The 19472-nt window shown below is 51.7% G+C and carries 15 protein-coding genes; 11 read left to right on the top strand and 4 right to left on the bottom strand.

Annotated features, from left to right (window positions below; all coding sequences use genetic code 11):
* Positions 1-32: 32 nt before the first annotated feature.
* Entirely contained in the window at positions 33-1496 is a 1464-nt protein-coding gene (locus EDC56_RS09515) for an NAD-dependent succinate-semialdehyde dehydrogenase (RefSeq protein ID WP_123712284.1), read from the top strand.
* A gap of 215 nt (positions 1497-1711) precedes the next feature.
* Positions 1712-3121 (top strand): APC family permease, encoded by a 1410-nt coding sequence (locus tag EDC56_RS09510; RefSeq protein ID WP_123712283.1) that lies wholly within the window; start codon positions 1712-1714, stop codon positions 3119-3121.
* A gap of 101 nt (positions 3122-3222) precedes the next feature.
* Here EDC56_RS09510 and EDC56_RS09505 read toward each other — a convergent pair whose 3' ends face one another.
* Entirely contained in the window at positions 3223-3420 is a 198-nt protein-coding gene (locus EDC56_RS09505; RefSeq protein WP_123712282.1) for an Rmf/CrpP family protein, read from the bottom strand.
* Positions 3421-3704: 284 nt separating this feature from the next.
* Entirely contained in the window at positions 3705-5405 is a 1701-nt protein-coding gene (locus EDC56_RS09500; protein ID WP_123712281.1) for an amidohydrolase, read from the bottom strand.
* A gap of 138 nt (positions 5406-5543) precedes the next feature.
* Here EDC56_RS09500 and EDC56_RS09495 point away from each other — a divergent pair, with 138 nt between their 5' ends.
* Positions 5544-5792, top strand: a complete 249-nt coding sequence (locus EDC56_RS09495) for a hypothetical protein (protein WP_123712280.1) — start codon at positions 5544-5546, stop codon at positions 5790-5792.
* 5 nt (positions 5793-5797) lie between these two features.
* Here EDC56_RS09495 and EDC56_RS09490 read toward each other — a convergent pair whose 3' ends face one another.
* Entirely contained in the window at positions 5798-6013 is a 216-nt protein-coding gene (locus tag EDC56_RS09490; RefSeq protein WP_123712279.1) for a hypothetical protein, read from the bottom strand.
* A gap of 211 nt (positions 6014-6224) precedes the next feature.
* Between EDC56_RS09490 and EDC56_RS09485 the strand changes: the two genes are divergently transcribed.
* The 6 genes from EDC56_RS09485 to EDC56_RS09460 all read left to right on the top strand — a co-directional run bounded on the left by EDC56_RS09485 (position 6225) and on the right by EDC56_RS09460 (position 14656).
* Positions 6225-7091, top strand: coding sequence for a TRAP transporter TatT component family protein (locus EDC56_RS09485; protein ID WP_211333633.1), 867 nt, complete (start codon positions 6225-6227; stop codon positions 7089-7091).
* Positions 7092-7169: 78 nt separating this feature from the next.
* Positions 7170-8195 carry a TRAP transporter substrate-binding protein gene (locus EDC56_RS09480; RefSeq protein ID WP_211333632.1) on the top strand — a complete coding sequence of 342 codons (1026 nt, stop codon included), beginning with the start codon at positions 7170-7172 and terminating at the stop codon, positions 8193-8195.
* A gap of 55 nt (positions 8196-8250) precedes the next feature.
* Entirely contained in the window at positions 8251-8736 is a 486-nt protein-coding gene (locus EDC56_RS09475; protein ID WP_123712277.1) for a TRAP transporter small permease, read from the top strand.
* Positions 8733-10010, top strand: coding sequence for a TRAP transporter large permease (locus EDC56_RS09470; protein WP_123712276.1), 1278 nt, complete (start codon positions 8733-8735; stop codon positions 10008-10010). Before EDC56_RS09475 ends, EDC56_RS09470 begins: the two co-directional genes overlap by 4 nt.
* Positions 10011-10504: 494 nt before the next feature.
* On the top strand, positions 10505-11593 hold the full coding sequence (locus EDC56_RS09465; RefSeq protein WP_123712275.1) for an efflux RND transporter periplasmic adaptor subunit: 1089 nt from the start codon (positions 10505-10507) through the stop codon (positions 11591-11593).
* 9 nt (positions 11594-11602) lie between these two features.
* Positions 11603-14656 carry an efflux RND transporter permease subunit gene (locus EDC56_RS09460; protein WP_123712274.1) on the top strand — a complete coding sequence of 1018 codons (3054 nt, stop codon included), beginning with the start codon at positions 11603-11605 and terminating at the stop codon, positions 14654-14656.
* A 629-nt stretch (positions 14657-15285) separates the two neighbouring features.
* On the opposite strand, the gene EDC56_RS09455 is transcribed toward EDC56_RS09460, so the two are convergent.
* Entirely contained in the window at positions 15286-17814 is a 2529-nt protein-coding gene (locus tag EDC56_RS09455; protein WP_123712273.1) for a TonB-dependent receptor, read from the bottom strand.
* A 701-nt stretch (positions 17815-18515) separates the two neighbouring features.
* On the opposite strand from EDC56_RS09455, the gene EDC56_RS09450 reads away from it, so the two are divergent.
* Positions 18516-18842 (top strand): DUF6804 family protein, encoded by a 327-nt coding sequence (locus tag EDC56_RS09450; protein ID WP_148059369.1) that lies wholly within the window; start codon positions 18516-18518, stop codon positions 18840-18842.
* Positions 18843-18943: 101 nt separating this feature from the next.
* Entirely contained in the window at positions 18944-19423 is a 480-nt protein-coding gene (locus tag EDC56_RS09445) for a peroxiredoxin (RefSeq protein WP_123712271.1), read from the top strand.
* Positions 19424-19472: the final 49 nt, after the last annotated feature.

Raw genomic sequence — 19472 nt, 5'->3', positions numbered from 1 at the left:
AACCTAACAATAACGATTATACCGAGGTAGAGATGACAGACTTTGCGTTACGCGATGAGGCGTTGTTAAAGCAACATTCCTATATCAATGGGCAGTGGCAGCGTAGCTCCGAACGTGTGGCCGTTGTTAACCCCGCAACTGGCGAGTCGATCGCCGAAGTGAGTAACGCTGGGGTGGTGGAAGTTGAGCTAGCTGTGCAAGCGGCTAACAATGCCCTGCCGGCGTGGTCGTCTAAATCTGCGGCAGAGCGTTCACAGCTGATGCGCAACTGGTTCAATTTGATCATGGAGCATCAAGAGGATTTGGGGCGTATTCTCACGCTAGAGCAGGGCAAAGCCTTGCCAGAGGCGAAGGGTGAGGTTGCCTACGGTGCCTCCTTCGTGGAGTGGTTTGCTGAAGAGGGCAAGCGTGTTTACGGTGACACAATACCCAGCCCCGCTGCAGATAAACGTATTATTGTCATCAAACAACCGGTCGGCGTGGTTGCCGCGATTACTCCTTGGAATTTCCCGAATGCGATGATTGCACGTAAGGCGGCGGCTGCCCTGGCTGCGGGTTGTACGTTCCTAGTACGTCCGGCTTTAGAGACGCCGCTCTCGGCTTTGGCGCTGGCGGAGTTGGCCGAGCGTGCCGGTATTCCTGCCGGGGTGTTTAATGTCATTGTTGGGCAAGACGCGATCGCCATGGGCAAGGTGTTGACCGATCATACTGATATCGCCAAGTTCACCTTTACGGGCTCAACGGCCGTTGGCAAAACCTTGATCTCTCAATGCGCGACGACGGTGAAGAAAGTCTCAATGGAGCTGGGCGGTAATGCACCGTTCATCGTCTTTGACGATGCCGATATCGATGCGGCTGTTGCCGGCGCCATCGCCTCGAAATTCCGTAATGCAGGGCAAACCTGTGTCTGTACCAATCGTATTCTGGTGCAGAGCGGTGTGCTCGAGCAGTTCACTGAGAAGTTTAGCCAGGCTGTAGAGGCGCTGACTCTTGGTAACGGCCTAGATGATGGGGTGCATGTTGGTCCCATGATTAGTGCCTCGGCAGTGCGGGCGACGCAGCGACGCGTTGATGCGGCGGTTGCCGCTGGTGCGAAACTGCTCTTGGGAGGCAGTGCTTCGCCGCAAGGGGAGTGCTTTTATCCGCCGACGATATTGACGCAGGTGACCAACGAGATGGCCGTTGCCAATCAAGAAGCCTTTGCTCCTATCGCCCCCATTATCAGCTTTGAGGATGAGGCACAGGCTATCGCGCTAGCGAACGATACTGAGTATGGCTTAGCGGCGTATTTTTATACCCGTGATATTGGCCGTATTTGGCGCGTAGCCGAGGCATTAGATTTCGGCATGGTGGGGATTAACGAGGGGATTATCTCCAATGCAGCAGCGCCCTTCGGCGGGGTTAAACAATCGGGTAACGGTCGGGAGGGCTCTAAATACGGCTTAGATGATTATTTGGAAGTGAAATATCTCTGTATGGGGGGGCTATCAGCCTAATTTAGAAAGTGGTAGGTCGCATCTGATAGATTGAAATCGCCTCCGATGTCGTTGTCAAACGGTGACGTCACTCTGATTGCAGGCAGCTTTTGGCTGCCTCGCACAGGTGCTTACAGGGTGGCGTAAAACGATAAATATAAGCGCGATGTCAATTGATAAACAAGGAGCTAGTGATTAGCTCTGGTAATGCAAATAAAATAAGAGCAGGTACCTTTATGAGTACATCAACAGCGAAAAAACCCACGGCGAGTTTAAAAACTAAAGATATATTGGCGTTGGCTTTTGGCGCGATGATTGGCTGGGGCTGGGTCGTGCTGGCAGGGGGGTGGTTATTGCAGGCTGGAGTTGTAGGCACTCTGTTAGCCTTCCTCGTCGGCGGTGCTGTGGTGATAATGATTGGATTGGTTTATGCGGAGATGGCCTCGGCAATGCCGGAAAACGGTGGTGAGCATGTCTATAGCTATCGTGCTTTGGGGCGTAAGCCAGCTTTTATCTGTACCTGGGCGATCATTTTTGGCTATGTCTCGGTGGTCGCTTTTGAGGCGGTAGCGCTACCGACGGTGGTGGATTATATTCTGCCTTCATATAGCGTCGGCTACCTGTGGACCATTGCTGGCTGGGATGTTTATTTTAGCTGGGTGATGGTGGGTGTTATCGGCTCCATCGCGATGACGTGGATAAACTATATCGGGGTGCAGACAGCGGCACTGCTTCAGAAAACGGTCACATTGCTCATCTTGGTAGCCGGTGTGATGTTAATTACTGGCTCGTTTTTCCAGGGCAGCATTGCGACGATTGAATCGCCTCTACCCAATGGTTTTGGCGGCACGTTTAGTGTGTTACTGATGATCCCATTTTTGTTTATTGGCTTCGACGTTATTCCGCAAGCTGCCGGTGAGATGGATGTGCCGAAAAAGAAAATTGGCCAACTGCTCGTTATCTCCGTTGTCGTGGCAATCTTGTGGTACATGTTTTTATCGCTGGCTGTTGCTATGGTGCTTGATACCGAGGCTCTAAAGGGGTCAAGTTTGGCGGTGGCCGACACTATGCGTGAAATAGTCGGTGCTGAATGGGGGCGGACATTGATCGTGTTTGCTGGAATCGCCGGTATTATTACCAGCTGGAACGCCTTTTTTATTGGTGGTAGTCGTGCCATCTATGCATTGGCAGAATCGGGCGATTTACCAGCTTGTTTTGCTAAGCTACACCCGAAATATAAAACGCCGACAAATGCTATTTTATTGATTGGCGCCTTCTCAACATTGGCGCCATTAATGGGGCGACAGTCCTTAGTCTGGTTGGTTAATGCCAGTGGCGTGGGGATTATCATCGCCTACATCTTTGTGGTTTATTCTTTTATTGTCTTGCGCAATAAAGAGCCCGAGATGGAACGCCCTTTCAAAGTGGCTTATGGTAAGGCCGTTGCTTGGCTCGCGTTAGCATGTTCTGCGGGGATGTTGCTGCTTTATATGCCGTTCAGTCCTTCCGCACTGTCGGCTAAAGAGTGGGCGATGGTTGCCGCTTGGTTTGGCCTAGGCGGGTTGTTGTTGGCACTGAATAAGGAGAGTAAAAAACATAGCGAGGTTGCAGCGTCACGGATAACCCAAACCACAGCTAGTGAGTAGTTTGTGCTTGTCATGGTGCGCCTGTTTGAGTCTTGATAACGGTTAGGCAAGCGTGACTATAAATAAGAGGGGGAGCCATTGGGCTCCCCTTTTTTGTTATTTTAAATGAGTTGCTGCTGCAAGGTTAAGGCGGTGTCAGTAAAGCCGACCAGCCAAAACGTTTTAAATTGCCCGAGTTCATAGGGGCAGCTCGCCGTGGTTTCTCCGCGTCGTGCGGCGAGACTCCCCGCATTGTAGTAGGCGAGCATTGCAGCCGGCACGTCAGCACCACTTCTATGGTGATCATACTTAGCTTTCATCAAACTCTCTGTTAGTGGAATATGTTGATACTGGCTATTTATACAGTATTTGGTGCTGTGATGCAAATCCTTCTCCTGCCATGGTCAGTCTGAAAAGATTGCTGAAGCACTATCGCAGAGAGCCAGTATGGTTGTATCCATATAGAGCATCGGCCTCTGTCATGGTTACGCATAGACTTTGGGTATTGGTGGTGGGGCTGCGGTGTGACTGGGTTTTATATCGAGCAGGCTGAATGGCTGCCGCTGTTGTCAGCGGCGGCTATTTGAACGCGGAGGAGGGCGGGTTACTGGCGCTTATATTGACTGACACCACCGATAATCGTTTGCTGGACGATGAGTTTGTTCAGTGTCTCGGCATGTTCTAGTGGGTTCTGCTTGAGGATGACGAAATCGGCTAGTTTGCCTGCCTCGATGGAACCGCGGTTACCTTCTTGGAAAACTTGCCAGGCGGCATCAATGGTGATGGCGCGAAGCGCAGACATCACGCTGATACGCTCTGCTGGGCCCAGTACGCTACCGCCGTAGGTTTGGCGGTTGACGCTGGACCAGGCAGCGAGGAGAGGCGCCATCGGCACGACAGGTGTGTCGAGATGCAGGCTATAGCGTAGGCCAATGTCTTCCGCGCTCTTCGCGGGACTAATGCGAGCCGCTCGTTCGGGGCCGAGAAAAATATCGCGGTGTCGGTCGCCCCAGTAGTAGACATGGGCGGAAAAGAAGCTCGGTGTAATGCCCAGCTCTTTCATCTGTGCCAGCTGTGCGGCTGTCGCCATTTGTGAGTGCACCAAGATGAGCCGAGGATCCGCCCTTGGGTGTTGTCGCTGCGCTTCACGGAAGGCGTTGATGACGGCATCGATGGCGCCATCGCCGTTAGCGTGCACGGCGATTTGCATGTCGGCTTTATGGAAGTTGACGATCTGCTGAGTGAGTTTCTGTTGGCTGAAACGCAGGTAGCCACGAAAGTCTTTTTTGCCCTGATAGGGCGCATGATAATGTTGGTTGAGATAGCCTGTGAAGCCTTGGATAGAGCCATCGGAGAAGAGTTTGATGGCGCCGACGTGCACCCGCTCGCCATTTATCGAGCTACGGCTCTCGTTGCCCTCAAGCAGGTCGCGACCGTAGCTGTCGAAGATCGGCCATAGCTCGAGTCGTAGTGGCGTCCTGTTGAAAAGGGATGCTAGCTTCATGCCTAGGCTCATCTTTTTATCGACGGCACCGCTTTGAGCGGTGGTGACGCCGGCGGAAAGGTATTCCAAGTTAGCCTGCTCGATCATCTGCAGGAACTGCCAGGGAGAAAAGTCCAGGGCGAGTATTTGTAAAGGGGTGACGGCGTTTTCTTCGATCAGGCCATTGAGTCGCCCCTCTGAGTCGCGACCGTAGTGGCCACCGAGGGGCGGCTTGCTGCTGTCGGTGATGCCCGCGAGCGTTAAGGCCTTGGAGTTGACGACGGCCATATGGCCCGAGACATGCCAGACAAAAATGGGCGTTTCGCTCGAGATGGCGTCGAGCTCTTTGCGTGTGGGGTGGCGCTGTTCGCTGAGCAAGGTATCGTCATAGCCGAAAGCGAGTACCCACTCTCCCGCCGGTGTACGGGCAACTTGTTCTGCGACGTTGTTGAGCAGTTGCTCCATGCTGGTAACCGTGCCGATGGGGGGGCTGTTCACATCAGCGCCGAGGCTCTGCATGCCGGAGCCTGGAAAATGGCTATGGGCATCGATGAAGCCAGGTAGTAGTGTCTGTCCAGCTAAGTCGTGAACGACGGTGTCCTGATCGATGAGTTGTTTGATCTGCTCGTTAGTACCCGTGGCGACAATGGTGTCGCCGGCGACGGCGACGGCATCGAAGGTTGCGTTGGTGTTGTTCATCGACAATATATTGCCGTTGATGAACACCTGCTTAGCCGGGGGTTGTATGGGGTGGGCTAACCAGGCTAAAGCGGCAATCAAGATGCATAGGAATAGTGTTAGAGCAAGGGCGACTTTTTTCATTATTATTAATCTCAAGGCTTTTGCGCAGCGTGAAATTTTTCTTGTAGGAGGGTATTGTATCGTCAAATAGTTCGTTGGTGAGGCAAGAAACATCGTGTTTCCATCATCGATAACAATGAGTCTTTACGGGGGAGACAGATGATATATTTGCTTGTTGCTGCAATGGCGGCGCTGTTGAGTGCAATGGTTACTTTGCTTTTAGTGCGCAGAAAGGTGCGCCTGGCGCTTTCTGAGGCATCGGAGTTGATGGCGCAGCAGCAGGGCAAGCTGGAAGCGACGGAAAAGATGGAGGCCGAGTATAAGCAGAAAGTAGCCGACCTTGATTATCAGTTACGCAGCTGCCAGCGTGACCTAGCAGCGCAGCAGCAGATGAATGACCAGCCCTAAAGTCCCTATTGGCTCGCCAGCCAAAACCGTAGTGTGCGGCGCAGTGAGAGCTGCCGTTGCAATTGTTTGATGTGAGGGAGCTCACGACGATGACACAGTTGCTGCTTGAGTAGCTTACTAATCAAGCTCTGCAATTGGTTGATCTCAACGTCCAGCTGTAAGCAGAGGAGGTTACCATCGATGCTTTTACCGCCGATATAGAGTGTTATTGGCGCGATCACGTTTCCCCCGCTGCAGGTTCTGTTTATTGCTTTATGTCGCTTAAATTATAGCCAGCTTTTTCAGTCTTATCGCTACAGACCTCGTGGCTGCTGATCGCAGCCAAATCGAGGCAGCCCCTGTCTCATCGCAACACCTTACCGATAAGTTAAGGTATAATGCGCAGCACTTTATTTCATTTGATTACTTTTTAATCTAAAAGGTGACATTAACTTGTTGATCTATAGAATGTTTCGTATTTTTGTCGTGCTGGGTTTGACCACCTTAGCCGGGTGCTCATCGCTCATCGAATCACAGACCTCTCAGTTGGCCGATAACTTGTCGAACGCTGTTTATAACAATGATGACCTCGCGACGGTTGAGACGGCACTACCGACCTTTATAGTGATGGTTGACGGCCTTATTGAGGGTAGCCCGGAAAGTGTTGGCTTGTTGAGTACCGGTGCTTCGTTGAATGGTGCGATGGCGGCCAATTTTGTCAGTGTCGACGACATGGCGCGAAAGCAGCGCTTGGTGAATAAGAGTCGTGCCTATGCGTTGCGTGCGGCCTGTGCTCAGTCGGACAGTCTCTGTGCTCTAGATCAGCGCCCATTCGATGAGTTTAGCCGCGTGGTTGCTGAGACTGATGCGGATGATCTTCCTGTTCTTTATACGCTGGGGGTCAGTTGGCTGGGTTGGTTACAGGTGCACAGTGGCGACTGGAATGCGGTTGCTCAACTACCTAAGGCGCAACTATTGTTGGAACGTGTGGTCGAACTCGACGATGGCTATGATCACGGCATGGCGCACCTCTATCTCGGTGGTATCGCGACATTGCTGCCGCCAGCACTGGGTGGCAAGCCCGATGTTGGACGAGAGCATTTCGAGCGTGCTATCGCCCTCAGTGAGGGTAAAAACCTCATGGCGAAGGTCGTCTATGCGCAGCAGTATGCTCGCCTAGTCTTTGATCAAGAACTGCATCACCGATTGCTTACAGAGGTACTCGAGGCCGACCCGAACAGTGAGGGCTTCGTGTTGATTAATGCTGTGGCGCAGCAGCAGGCGACAGCCTTGCTCGCCAGTGAAGCCGATTATTTCTAGAACTCGTCAGTGAGGGGCGATCGACGTCTGTCGGTTAGCCTACACCGCGAGACTCTCTTTTAACGAAGGACGTAATTTATGTTCAACTGGATTAAAAAGTCGCTGTTTGTCGGCGCGATGGCTGTGACTTCTGCGACGTTATGGGTGGGTGCTGCTGGAGCGACGACGCTGAAAATCGCGACGCTCTCACCCGATGGCTCGGCGTGGATGCGTGAGATGCGCCAAGCCGGCAAAGACATCAAGCAGCAGACCGACGGACGAGTCGTTTTTAAGTTTTACCCGGGTGGGGTGATGGGCAGTGACGATGCGGTTCTACGCAAGATTCGCATTGGCCAGCTCAACGGTGGCGCCATGACTGGCGGTAGTCTGTCGCGTTTTGCCCCTGACTCACAGGCCTATAACCTGCCGCTGAAATTTCGCTCCTTCGATGAGGTCGATTATGTGCGTAAGCGTCTTGACCCCGTCATTGAGCAGAAGATCCACGAAGGTGGTTTCGTCACCTTCGGCTTGGCGGAGGGAGGCTTGGCTTATACAATGTCAAAGCACCCCATCGACAGTGTAGAGAGTCTGCGGGGCAGCAAAGTATGGATCCCCAATGATGACAAGGGAGCTCAACAGGCGACCGATGCCTTTGGTGTTGCACCTATTCCGCTACAGGTTGCCGATGTCCTTGCAGGTTTGCAAACCGGCCTTGTCGATACGGTGGCGACCTCTCCGATCGGCGCGATCGCGCTACAGTGGCACACACAGATCTCGACCATGACAGACGTACCTATGCTGTATTTCTATGCGGTCTTGGCTATTGATAAGAAGGCCTATAAGCGCGTGAGTGCTGCCGACCAGAAAATTGTCGACAGTGTGATGACGGCGGCTTTCAAGCGTATCGATAGTGCTAACCGTAAGGATAACCTTGCCGCCTTTGATGCCTTACAGGGGCAGGGGGTGAAGATCATAGAACTGTCAGCCGAAGAGCGTCAGCGCTGGTATAAATTAGCCGCCGATGCGGAGCAGACCATTATTAAGAAAGGCGTCGTGTCACAGGAGATGGCCGATAAGGTCGATAGCTTGCTGACGGAGTATCGCGGCACGGTCGCGAGTCATTGATCGCGATGACGAGCGCCTTTTTATATCGCCAGTTAGCGGGGAATAGCACACTGTAATGTCGGCAATTTTAAAGTTTATACATCGCTTAGAAGATAGTGCCTTGGTGTTGCTGGTGCTGGTTATGATTGGCTTGAGCGTCAGTCAAATCTGGCTGCGTAATGTCAACGATAGCGGCATCTATTGGGCCGACAACGCACTGCGTGTGATGGTATTGTGGTTGGCCATGCTCGGGGCGATGATTGCGACGCGTGAGCATAGCCATATCGCCATCGACGTACTTAGCCATTACTTGCGTGGTGTCGCGCAGAAAGTGATGGCCATCATTGCCAGCGCTATGACGGCGGCAGTGTGTCTAGCGGGCGCTTGGTACAGCTGGCAGTTTGTAGCCCTCGAGATGGAGGACAGCTATTACGCGTTTGCCAAGGTGCCTGCTTGGTTGTGCGAGATTATTATCCCTATCGGCTTGTTTATTATCGGCGTGCGTTTTCTGTTCCGTCTAGCACAAATGGTGCTGGGTGTGCCGGAGGAGGAAGCGAAATGACGACCTTAATGTTTGCTGCGATCTTTGTCATGGCGGTTAGCGGCGCACCGATCTTTGCGGTGATACTCGCCGCCTCGATGTTGGGCTTTTATATTGCCGATGTGCCGTTGACGGTCATCGGCATCGAGCTCTATCGCATCAGTGAAACGCCATTGTTGCTGGCGTTACCGCTCTTTACCTTGAGTGGCTACTTAATGGCCGAGAGCCAGACCTCACAGCGTATGGTGCGGCTGACACAGGCGTTGTTTGGCTGGTTGCCCGGTGGCCTGTCGATCATTGCGCTGATTGTCTGTGCGCTGTTTACTGCTTTTACGGGGGCGAGTGGCGTTACCATTGTCGCTGTCGGTGCCCTGCTTTATCCCGCCCTTAAACAGGTGGGCTATAGTGAAAAATTCGGCCTTGGTTTGGTAACAACCTCCGGTAGCCTAGGCTTGTTGTTGGCGCCTTCTCTGCCGCTCATCCTGTATGGCATCATTGCGCAGCAGATGAATCTCGATAACCCGTTCACGATAAAAGACCTGTTTCTCGCGGGCATCTTTCCGGCGCTGTTGATGATATCGCTGTTGGCCTTTTACAGCCTCTGGAGTAATCGCAACCGACCTATCGCCATGCAGAGTTTCGATCTGCAAGAGCTGAAGAGTGCCCTTTGGCAATCGCGTTGGGAGTTACCGATGCCGCTCTTCGTGATTGGCGGTATCTACGGTGGTTACTTTGCTGTCTCGGAGATGGCGGCGGTGATCGTTTTGTATGTGCTGCTAGTCGAGGTAGTGCTGTATCGCGAAATCCCTCTGCGCAGGTTGCCGCAGATCATTCGTCAGGCAATGACGATGGTGGGTGGCATTATCTTGATTCTGGCGGTTTCGCTGGCGTTGACTGGCGTGCTGATCGATGCAGAGATACCTACGCGCATTTTCGAAGTGATCAAGTCGCATGTCGACAGCAAATATACCTTTCTGATCTTGTTGAATATATTTTTGTTGTTACTCGGTGCTGTACTCGATATTTTCTCGGCCATTGTCATCATGGTGCCGATCATCTTGCCGGTGGCGATCTCCTATGGCATTGACCCGGTGCATCTTGGCATTATCTTCCTCGCCAATATGCAGATCGGTTATTTCACACCGCCTGTAGGGATGAACCTGTTTATCGCGAGTTACCGGTTTAACAAGCCGGTTACCGAGCTGTATAGCGCAGCACTACCCTTTATGGCGGTGCTGATCTTTGCGCTGTTGTTGATTACTTATATCCCTGCCATTACCTTGGCGCTGCTATAGTCTTGCTCTCTGCCGGTGCTTGGGCATCGGCGGAGCGGCATAGTCGATCGTTCGTTTTCGTTCATTTGTTTTAAATCAGGCTGCCAATAGCGACATCAATACTGGGTGTGCTGCAGCGGCCGTCGATGCTGCTCCAAACAAGTAGCGAGGCAGTGGTTTCGGCACGCTCAGTTAATAACCCCTCTAAATATAAGCCTTTATTTTGTTAACTATTATTCACTTTGCTTGTTTGAATGGCTTGTGTAGGCTTCGCGCATGGGGTTGCCTTCGGTCAAAACTCAGGATGTAGAATGGCGTTATTATAGGCGCCTCTATAGCAATAAATAACAGTATATAGTGGTCAGGGTTGAGCTGTTTCAGTGTGAGATTCAACTAGCATTAACAAAATAAACCGATTAGTTTGCCTCAGTTGCGAATTGCTCGGCTATGCCCAGTGGATGGTTTTTATTGACTGACTATTCACTTTTTAAAGTCTTTCAGTAGGTCTCAGAGTTATGTTTAAACGCACAGCGTTAGTGGTTGGCGGACTGCTTGTCATCCTTGCCGTTATCGGATTCTTCTTCTACGGCCAAGTAAAAGCGGGGAAAGCGCAGTTGGCGAACTTTGCTCCGCCCGTTGCGACAGTGACGGCTACTGTTGTCCAGCAAGAGGCTTGGCGACCGATGGTGTCGACGGTTGGCACGTTGACGGCGCGCGAGGGGATTGATCTTTCAAATGAAGTCTCAGGTATTATTGAATCGTTACCCTTTGCCTCTGGCCATAAGGTGGAGAAGGGGCAGCTGTTAGTTGAGCTTAATGATGAGATGGAACAGGCTAACTTAGTCAGCTTTGAGGCTCAGGCAGAGTTAGCTCGGACGCTATTTATTCGCAATAAGAAAATGTACAAAGAGCGTAATATCTCCGAGACTGACTTCGATGAGGCGCGTTCAAATTTGGCCGTAGCCGAGGCGGGTGTGTTGCAGACAGAGGCGGCGATAGCCAAGAAGAATATTTTAGCCCCCTTTAGTGGCACGTTAGGTATTTGGAAGGTGAATGTCGGTGACTATGTCGGTAGCGGCACTAAGCTGGTAACGCTGCAGGACTCATCGAGACTGTATGTTGACTTTTCTGTGCCAGAGCAGAATTTACCACGGCTCTATGTCGGTCAAGATGTCGAGTTCAAAGTGACAGCCTACGGTGCCCGCGTCTTTCACGGTAAAGTGTTAGCGATAGAAGCTAAAATCGATGAGGGTACTCGTAATATTGCCGTGCGTGCGGATGTGGATAACAAATTTGGTACGTTGCGCCCAGGCATGTACGCCGACATTAAACTGTTGATGCGCGAGAGTGAGGCGGTAGTCGTAGTGCCTTCGACAGCGGTGAGTTATAGCCAGTTCGGTGACTCGATGTTTGTTGTCGAGGATGGCGAAAAGGCAGAGGACGGTAGCGTTAGTAAGAAGGTGCGACAGGTCTTTGTACGCCTAGGCGAGCGCCGTGGCGATTATGTGGCGGTAACGTCGGGCATTATCGCGGGTGATTTAGTGGTTGATGCAGGGGTACAGAAACTGAGCAATAACGCGGCCGTTATCGTTAGTGATAAATAGGATTAGGCGATGAAATTTACCGATATATTTATTCGCCGCCCCGTTCTTGCGATCGTGGTTAACCTGGTTATCGTGGTCTTTGGTGCGCGCGCCATCGGCGACTTGCAGGTGCGTCAATACCCGGAGATCGAAACCGGTCAGGTCAATATCACGACGGTCTATCCCGGCGCTGATGCTGAACTGGTGCAGGGTTTCGTCACCACGCCAATTCAGGAGGCGATATCGAGTGCCGAGGGCATCGATTATGTGACGGCAAGCTCTAAGGTTTCAACGTCGCAGATCGAAATTCATCTTAACGCCGGTTACGACGCCAATGTGGCGATGGCCGAGATCCTCACCAAGGTTAGCGCGGTTAAGGGGCGGCTACCGAAGGATATCGACGATCCGATTATCGCCAAGTCAGAGGCGGGCGGCGATGCCATCATGTATATGGCTTATATCAGCGAAGATATGAGCGGGCCACAGGTTACCGATTATCTGCGTCGAGTGGTACAACCGAAGCTCAATGAAGTCGACGGTGTTGCCGAGGCAGAGTTGGCTGGGGCACAAGAGTTCGCGATGCGTATTTGGCTCAATCCGGTAGAGATGCGCGCCTTCAATATTACTACCGACGATATTAATAATGCGCTGTCGAAGAATAACTTTCAATCCGCTGCCGGTGAGGTGCGAGACTCCTATACCGTGACACCGATCCGCGCTAGCACATCGCTGCAAAATGCCGATGCCTTCGGTAATATTCCCGTGAAGACAACCGGTGAGCAGGTCGTACGTCTACGTGATGTTGCGCGCATTAAGCTGGGCGTAAAGAACGATAAATCGATGTTAAGTGCCAACGGCCAGCACGCAATATTCATTGTTATCAATGGCACCCCCGACGCCAACCCGTTAGATGTCGCGAAGGATGTGCATAAGTTATTGCCAGAGATCGCGAAAGGGCTGCCCCCGGGCCTGAAGCAGGTGTTGAGCTACGACGGTACGCAGTTCATTCAAGAGTCGATTGACGAGGTGGTGAGTACGTTGATCGAGGCTGTGGCGATTGTGATCGTGGTGGTGTTTTTATTCCTCGGTTCCATGCGCTCAGTGTTGATTCCTATCGTTACAATTCCGCTGTCGTTGATCGGTGTCTGTCTGTTTATGTTGATGATGGGCTACTCGTTTAACTTATTAACCTTGCTTGCCATGGTGATGGCGATTTCGTTGGTGGTTGATGACGCCATTGTGGTGGTGGAAAATGTGCACCGTCATATTGAGGAAGGGCTGACGCCGATACGCGCGGCGGTGGTGGGTGCCCGAGAGATTGCGACGCCGGTAATTGCGATGACGATTACGTTGGCGGCTGTCTATGCGCCGATCGGCTTTATGGGGGGGTTAACAGGCTCCTTGTTCAGTGAGTTTGCCTTCACTCTGGCGGGCGCAGTATTGATCTCTGGTTTTATTGCCTTGACCTTGTCGCCGATGATGAGCGGTGCGTTGCTGAATAAGTCAGCCCTTGATGCGCCGTTAGTCAAGCGTATCGACAAGGTGTTTAATGGACTGAAAGACCGCTACGAGGCGCTTTTACACAAAGTGTTAAAGGGCTATCGCCTAGGTGTGGCTATCTCGGCAGCGCTGTTGTTAGTGGTAATCGGAGCGATGTTCATGCTGACGCGTACCGAGTTAGCGCCCACTGAAGATGAGGGCTTTATTTTCAATATCGCCTCTGGCCCTGAGAATGCTGGCATCAACTTCTCGAAGAAGTACGCCCAGCAATATCAAGAGGTTATGTCGGCGCTGCCGGAGTATGATCAGAACTTTATGTTCACCGGTATGCCCAGTGAGAGTGGCATGATGTCGGGTTTGATTCTCAAGCCTTGGGCTGAGCGTGAGCGCTCACAGCTAGAGATACAGACCTACCTGCAGAACGAGGCACGAAAAATTGCCGGCTTTGATATTTATGTGATTAATCCGCCGCCACTACCTGGCACAGCGAATGGCCTGCCCGTTAATTTTGTCTTGACCACGACAGAAGGTTACGACGAGCTCTTTGCCGTGGCGGAGCAGTTGCGTAAGGCGGCTGAAGATAGCGGTATGTTCCTTATCGTCAATAATAGTCTGAAGATGAATAAGCCGCAGATTGATGTGCAGATTGATCGTGATAAAGCAGGGCAGTTGGGGATTAGCATGGCCTCGATCGGCTCGGCAATGGCGACACAGCTGGGGGACTTCCGCACTAACTACTTCGATATCAAAGGACGTAGTTACGAGGTGGTTGCCCAGGCAGAGGGGCGCTTCCGTACGATTCAGCAAGACATTAATAATTACTACGTGACCACGGCGAGCGGCCAGCAGGTGCCGTTATCGACGGTAATCACCTTAAAGCAAGAGGTGATTGCTAATGATTTGTCGCAGTTCCAGCAATTGAACAGCGCGACAATTGAGGCAATGCCAATGCCCGGTGGCGCTACCGTGGCTGATGCGCATAAGTTTCTAGAAGAGGAGCTGGCGAAGTTAAATCGCAACAACTTCAGCTTCGACTTCGCCGGTCAAAGCCGTCAGTTTGAGCAGGAGGGCTCGGCGATGGTGACGACCTTCTTGTTAGCCTTGGTGGTCATCTATCTTGTTTTGGCGGCACAGTTTGAAAGTTTCCGAGACCCCGTGGTGGTGTTGATTACCGTGCCTTTATCGATTTTCGGGGCAATGGTACCGCTGTTTCTCGGTGTGGCCACGCTCAATATCTATACCCAAGTGGGCTTGATCACCTTGGTGGGGTTGATCTCGAAGCACGGTATCTTGATTGTCGAGTTTGCCAATCAGTTGCAGGAGCAGGGGCGTCAGCGTACAGAGGCTGTGATCGAGGCAGCAGCACTGCGCTTGAGGCCAATCTTGATGACGACGGCGGCGATGGTGTTGGGCGTGATGCCGCTGGTATTGGCCACTGGCGCCGGTGCTGAGTCACGCTTTAACATTGGTCTCGTGATCACTGTCGGCATGACGGTGGGAACGCTATTCACGCTGTTTGTAGTCCCTGTAATGTACTCGCTGATGGCGCGTCAAGGCTCGCATCAAATAGCGGAGTTTGATTAGTGTTAGCCGTGTGAGTTCACGAGTGACGAATCCCGCCCTCTGAGGCGGGATTTTTTTTGTCAGAAATTGCTGCAAGTCACTCAGTGATGGCGTTAGGGGTGATGCTATGATGAGCTAGAAAGATAGTAGGAACGTAGTGATAAACTACAGGGAGTTGACTGGAGGTTGCCGCTTAAGGAAAGAAAAAATAGTAGAGAGGTCGGCCGTTTATTATTGTTATGTTGGTCGCATTACCGTTCAAGCTACATTACCTCTGCGGATAATTTTGTCTTTTAAACGGTACCTCTCATCGTTACATAACGCAGGGTCTAACCTAGTGTTGCCGTTATTATTGTTATTATCCGGCTTATTATTATTGGCCTTGAGGCCTTATCTAGGTATATGTACCTATGTAACTGACTCCGACTATATACGCTTTTTTTTGCTCTGCAAATGTTATTTGAATGTTTTTTTGACTTGGCTGTGGGGGGGAGGTTTTTGTTACTTTTGGCGCTGCAAGCGTGACGTTGGCGCGGAGAATTGGGTGGCACGGTAACGTAGAGATAGGGGCTATAAAGAATAGAGGTCGAGCATCACACCCGCCGCTTAGACGGGGTGATGCTGTGGTGGCTACGTGTTGTTGCTTGAGCTTAGAAGCTGTAGTGTGCCTCAACACCGTAAGTGCGAGGATCGCCATAGGTGAGGTTGCCGACATTTAGCATGTTGGTGACATCGGTACCGCCGGTGACGTAATAGGTGTTGCCGAGGTTGCGGCCGTACAGTGTTACCATTAGGTCGTCATCGATATTGCTCCAACTCAGGCGCGCATTATAAATAGTGGCGGAGCCGGAATTCCACAGGCCGCTATCCCAGCCCTCGGCGGTGAGGTGGTAGGCCGTTTCGCCCTTGCGCTGTACTTCGACCCTGGGGACAAAGGTGCCTAGGGCGCTGTGGATAAAGTACTGGGCGCTGAGGAAGTGGTTGTAGTTGGGGGCTCGCACCATATCCTCATGAGAGCGGTCGATGGCCTGGCCGCTGCTGTCGAGATCGTTAAAATCGTCGTACTCGCCATCGAGGAAAGCGCCGGAATAGCTCACCTCAAAGTTAGCAAAGGGGATCGCCGTTAGCTCCAGCTCGACACCCTGTAGTTGCGCGCCGGCGGCGTTGATCGTAATTGGCGCCGGACGGCCACCGCCACCGGTACGAATACTGGTCAGCTGGATGTCGTCATAACTCATGTGGAAGACCGCTAGGTTGGCGCGCAGGCGCCGGTCGAGGGCATCGATCTTAAGTCCCCATTCGAGGTTAACGACAGTCTCTGGGTCAAAGTCGAGCAGGTCTTGATCGACACCCTCGTTGAGACCGCCGGCGCGAAAGCCCTTGCTTGCCGACAAGTAAGTGTTGGCGGCATCGATGTGCAGCCCCGCTAAACCCTCTTCGCTGAAGGCGTATTGGATGCTCGCCATCGGTGTGACGGCGTGATCGGTAATGCTGTCTTTGACTTGATAGGCGTCGGTGCCATAGCCGTAGTTGTCGGTATTGAAGCCACTACCGAGTGGATCAATATAGATTAAATTGGCTGGTATAGCGGGGTTGAAAGTATTCATATCCTGCACAAACATGCCGAAGTCGGTGACATTAGGAGACGACTTGCTCAACGCTAATTTGCGCTGCTCATAGGTATAGCGTGCCCCGGCTGTCAGGGTCAGGTTTTCGGTGATTCGCCAGTCGGCCTGACCGAAAATGGCGCCGCCCAAGTGATCGGTCTTTAGTCGCGTCTCGGCGTCAAGTAGTAGCATTGCATTGGCGTTTTCCAATCCAGGGATAGCGTTGATATCGGTGAGGCTGCCATCGTTGGGGTTAAGCAGATAGTTACCGAAGCTAGGGCCGGTGGTGCTGTTATAGTTTTCTTTGCCCTGCTCTTTGAAGGCGAAGACACCGGTTACATACTGCACCTTGTTATCAAATAGATCGCCGATTAACTGAAGTTCTTGGCTGATGTATTGGTTGGTAGTAGGGGCGGTGTTATGGCGGCTGAGTATGGGCAGGGACGTGAAGTCGAGTTCCTGATCGCGAACCTTTTCATCGAGGGAGCGGTAGGCACTGATCGAACGAAAGGTGAGATTGTCGTTAACTTCCCACTCGACAGTGGCTGAGGCACCGAAGGCGGAGGTGTTGTAGCCACCGACGGCATCGGAGGCGAACTGCCAGTCATCGAGTGCGTCGCCGCTCGACTGGTTGCAGGCATCGTAGAGGTTCATGGCTTGGCCATCTGCTGTGATACCGGGTGCGAGGCCTTGAGGCGTAGGGCCGTTATTGATTAATAGCAGCGACTGCTCCTGTGGGCTGGAGCCAGGCGTTGTGCCGGAGTAGACGCAGGGACCGCCACGAGAACGCTGGTCGGTCTTGGTGTAGGTGAAGTTGAAGTCTGTGGTGATGGTCTCGCTGTTGAGCCAGCGTAGTTGTACCTGCACGGCCTGACGACTCTCATCGTTATAATCCTTACCGTCGTAGACATTTTCTGTCGTGCCGTCGCGGTTGATGCTGGAGTAGGTGACGCGCGAGAGCAGCTTGTCCTCGATCAGTGGCGCATTAATGGTGCCTTGGAAATCGAGGCGGTCGTAGTTGCCGGCGCGTAGCATCGCTGTGCCGCCGAGCTGATCGTCGGGCTTATTGGTGGTAATGACCAGTGCGCCACCGGTGGTGTTCTTGCCAAATAATGTGCCCTGAGGCCCGCGCAGGATTTGCACACTCTCGACATCGTTGAGGTCGAGCAGGGCGCCGGAAGCCCGAGGGATGTAAACGCCATCTAAGTAAATTCCCACGCCGGAGTCGAGATTGGATTTTGTTTCCCGCTGACCGACACCGCGAATATAGACATTGGCGTCGCCGGTACTGCCGTTACCGTTCTCAAGTTCGATATTAGGTACACGATCACCGAAGTTGGCCAGATTAGTGATGCCACCTTCATTGAGTTTGTCGGCGCTAAAGGCCGATACCGCGATGGGGATTTCCTGTACGTTCTCAACGCGTTTACGTGCGGTGACGATCAGTTCTTCGAGCACAACTTCTTCGCCGCTATTGGCGTTGGCGCTGACGGGCAGGGCTGCGGCAATAGCCAAGGGGAGTGCCGCGAAGTAGAAACCTGTGCTCAGGTGCTGTTTTCTCGTCGATATCATATCTAAATGTCCCTAAGTATTTATTTTTTATTTTTAAGGCAGAATCGGTGCGAGGCTATGATTCTTATTCAGCTGATAACAACTCCGGTATCATGCTGCTCCGCCTCAATGAGGGGCGGTAGTAAATATTATTATTTTATAGCTGTTGCTCAATATATAATGGACGCGGCTATAAAAATACCTTTTTATTCTCGTTTCTCAATGCGGAATTCAATGCGAGATATAATTTAAAAATCGCATAGATTTTCGGTCTATCTTCGTATTGAATTAATGCGACGCAGTGATTTTGTTATCTTTTCGCAAGACGAGGTTCAGCTGTGTTTTCTTATTTCGTTAGAGCTGATGGCTAGAGTTTTCTGATATGGCTGCCGAAAGAAGGGTGAAGTTGCTAAAGCGAGTGTGCGCTCACCGTAAGATTGTTGATTTATATCATCTAACGCAGTGATTTAGATCCACGCAATAATGACGCCAAAAGCATTGATGTCACACCTTGCCATATTGTAATGACAGCGCAGTCATTAGCCTGCGGGGGATATGGCTTTCGCTTTCTTGTCACTATCCTTTTGTTAAAAGGCGTCTCGCACTGTTAGTTTGTAATAGACGCGGAGCTGACTAGTAGGTATAACTACCTACAGCTCTCGGTGATCGCTATTGTAACTACATCGGGTCATGCGAGTTAGTTGACTAAGGTTGGGAATGTTTTGGCGCGTATAATATTAATAAGCTTGTTACTGCTGCTATTGGTGATGGCCTGTTTTGAGGGTTACTACGAAAGCCTCTTGGTCGCTAGGCTGTTAGTGATTGCCGGCTTTGTTTGGGCGGCCGTTGCCGCCAAGCATAACGGTTACTCTGAGATGTATTGGGCCTTTCTTGCTGTGGCGCTATTATTTGTCCCTGCGGTGAGTGAGCAATTTTATGCCCTTTCTCGCTCCTTCATCGACATCTTTGCCCTGGTACTATTAGTTGTCAGTCATCATAAAATTTGCAAAAGGAAGATAGTGGTGTTGCGTCGCTGTTTAGATACTTAGCTAGCATCTTGTTTTGTCTTCTGCTTCGGCTATCATCCAAGGCGATAGCGCTCTATAGCATGAACAAAACAGTTAGCATGAACGAATAAACAGGAGAACACATGCAGATTAATGTCGGGGATAAGCTACCTAATTTGACCTTGAAGGTGATGGGCGATCAGGGGCCAGAAGAAATTAGTATCGAGAAGATTACAGCGGCTAAAAAAGTTGTTTGGTTTGCCGTACCAGGTGCCTTTACACCGGGCTGTTCGAACACCCATCTACCGGGTTATGTGGTACTTGCCGATGAGATTAAGGCTAAGGGTGTGGATCACATTGTTTGCCTCTCGGTCAACGATGCTTTTGTGATGGGTGCCTGGGGTAAGGCGCAGAATGCTGAGGCGCTGATCATGTTGGCTGATGGTAATGGCGAGTTAACGGAGGCGATGGGCTTGACCATGGATGCCAGTGGTTATCAGATGGGGGCGCGCAGCCAGCGTTACGCGATGATTATCGAGGACGGCGTGGTGACACATATTGCGGTCGAGCCAAAAGGTGGTATCGATGTGTCGGCGGCGGAGAAAATCCTCACCTTATTGTAGTATGTAACTATTGTTATACCGCTTGTTATCAGTCTTTTTATAATTCTTG

The sequence above is a fragment of the Sinobacterium caligoides genome (assembly GCF_003752585.1).
Classification (GTDB): domain Bacteria; phylum Pseudomonadota; class Gammaproteobacteria; order Pseudomonadales; family Sinobacteriaceae; genus Sinobacterium; species Sinobacterium caligoides.
The sequence above is the reverse complement of the archived record's forward strand: the minus strand, read 5'-3'. Positions and strand labels throughout refer to the sequence as shown.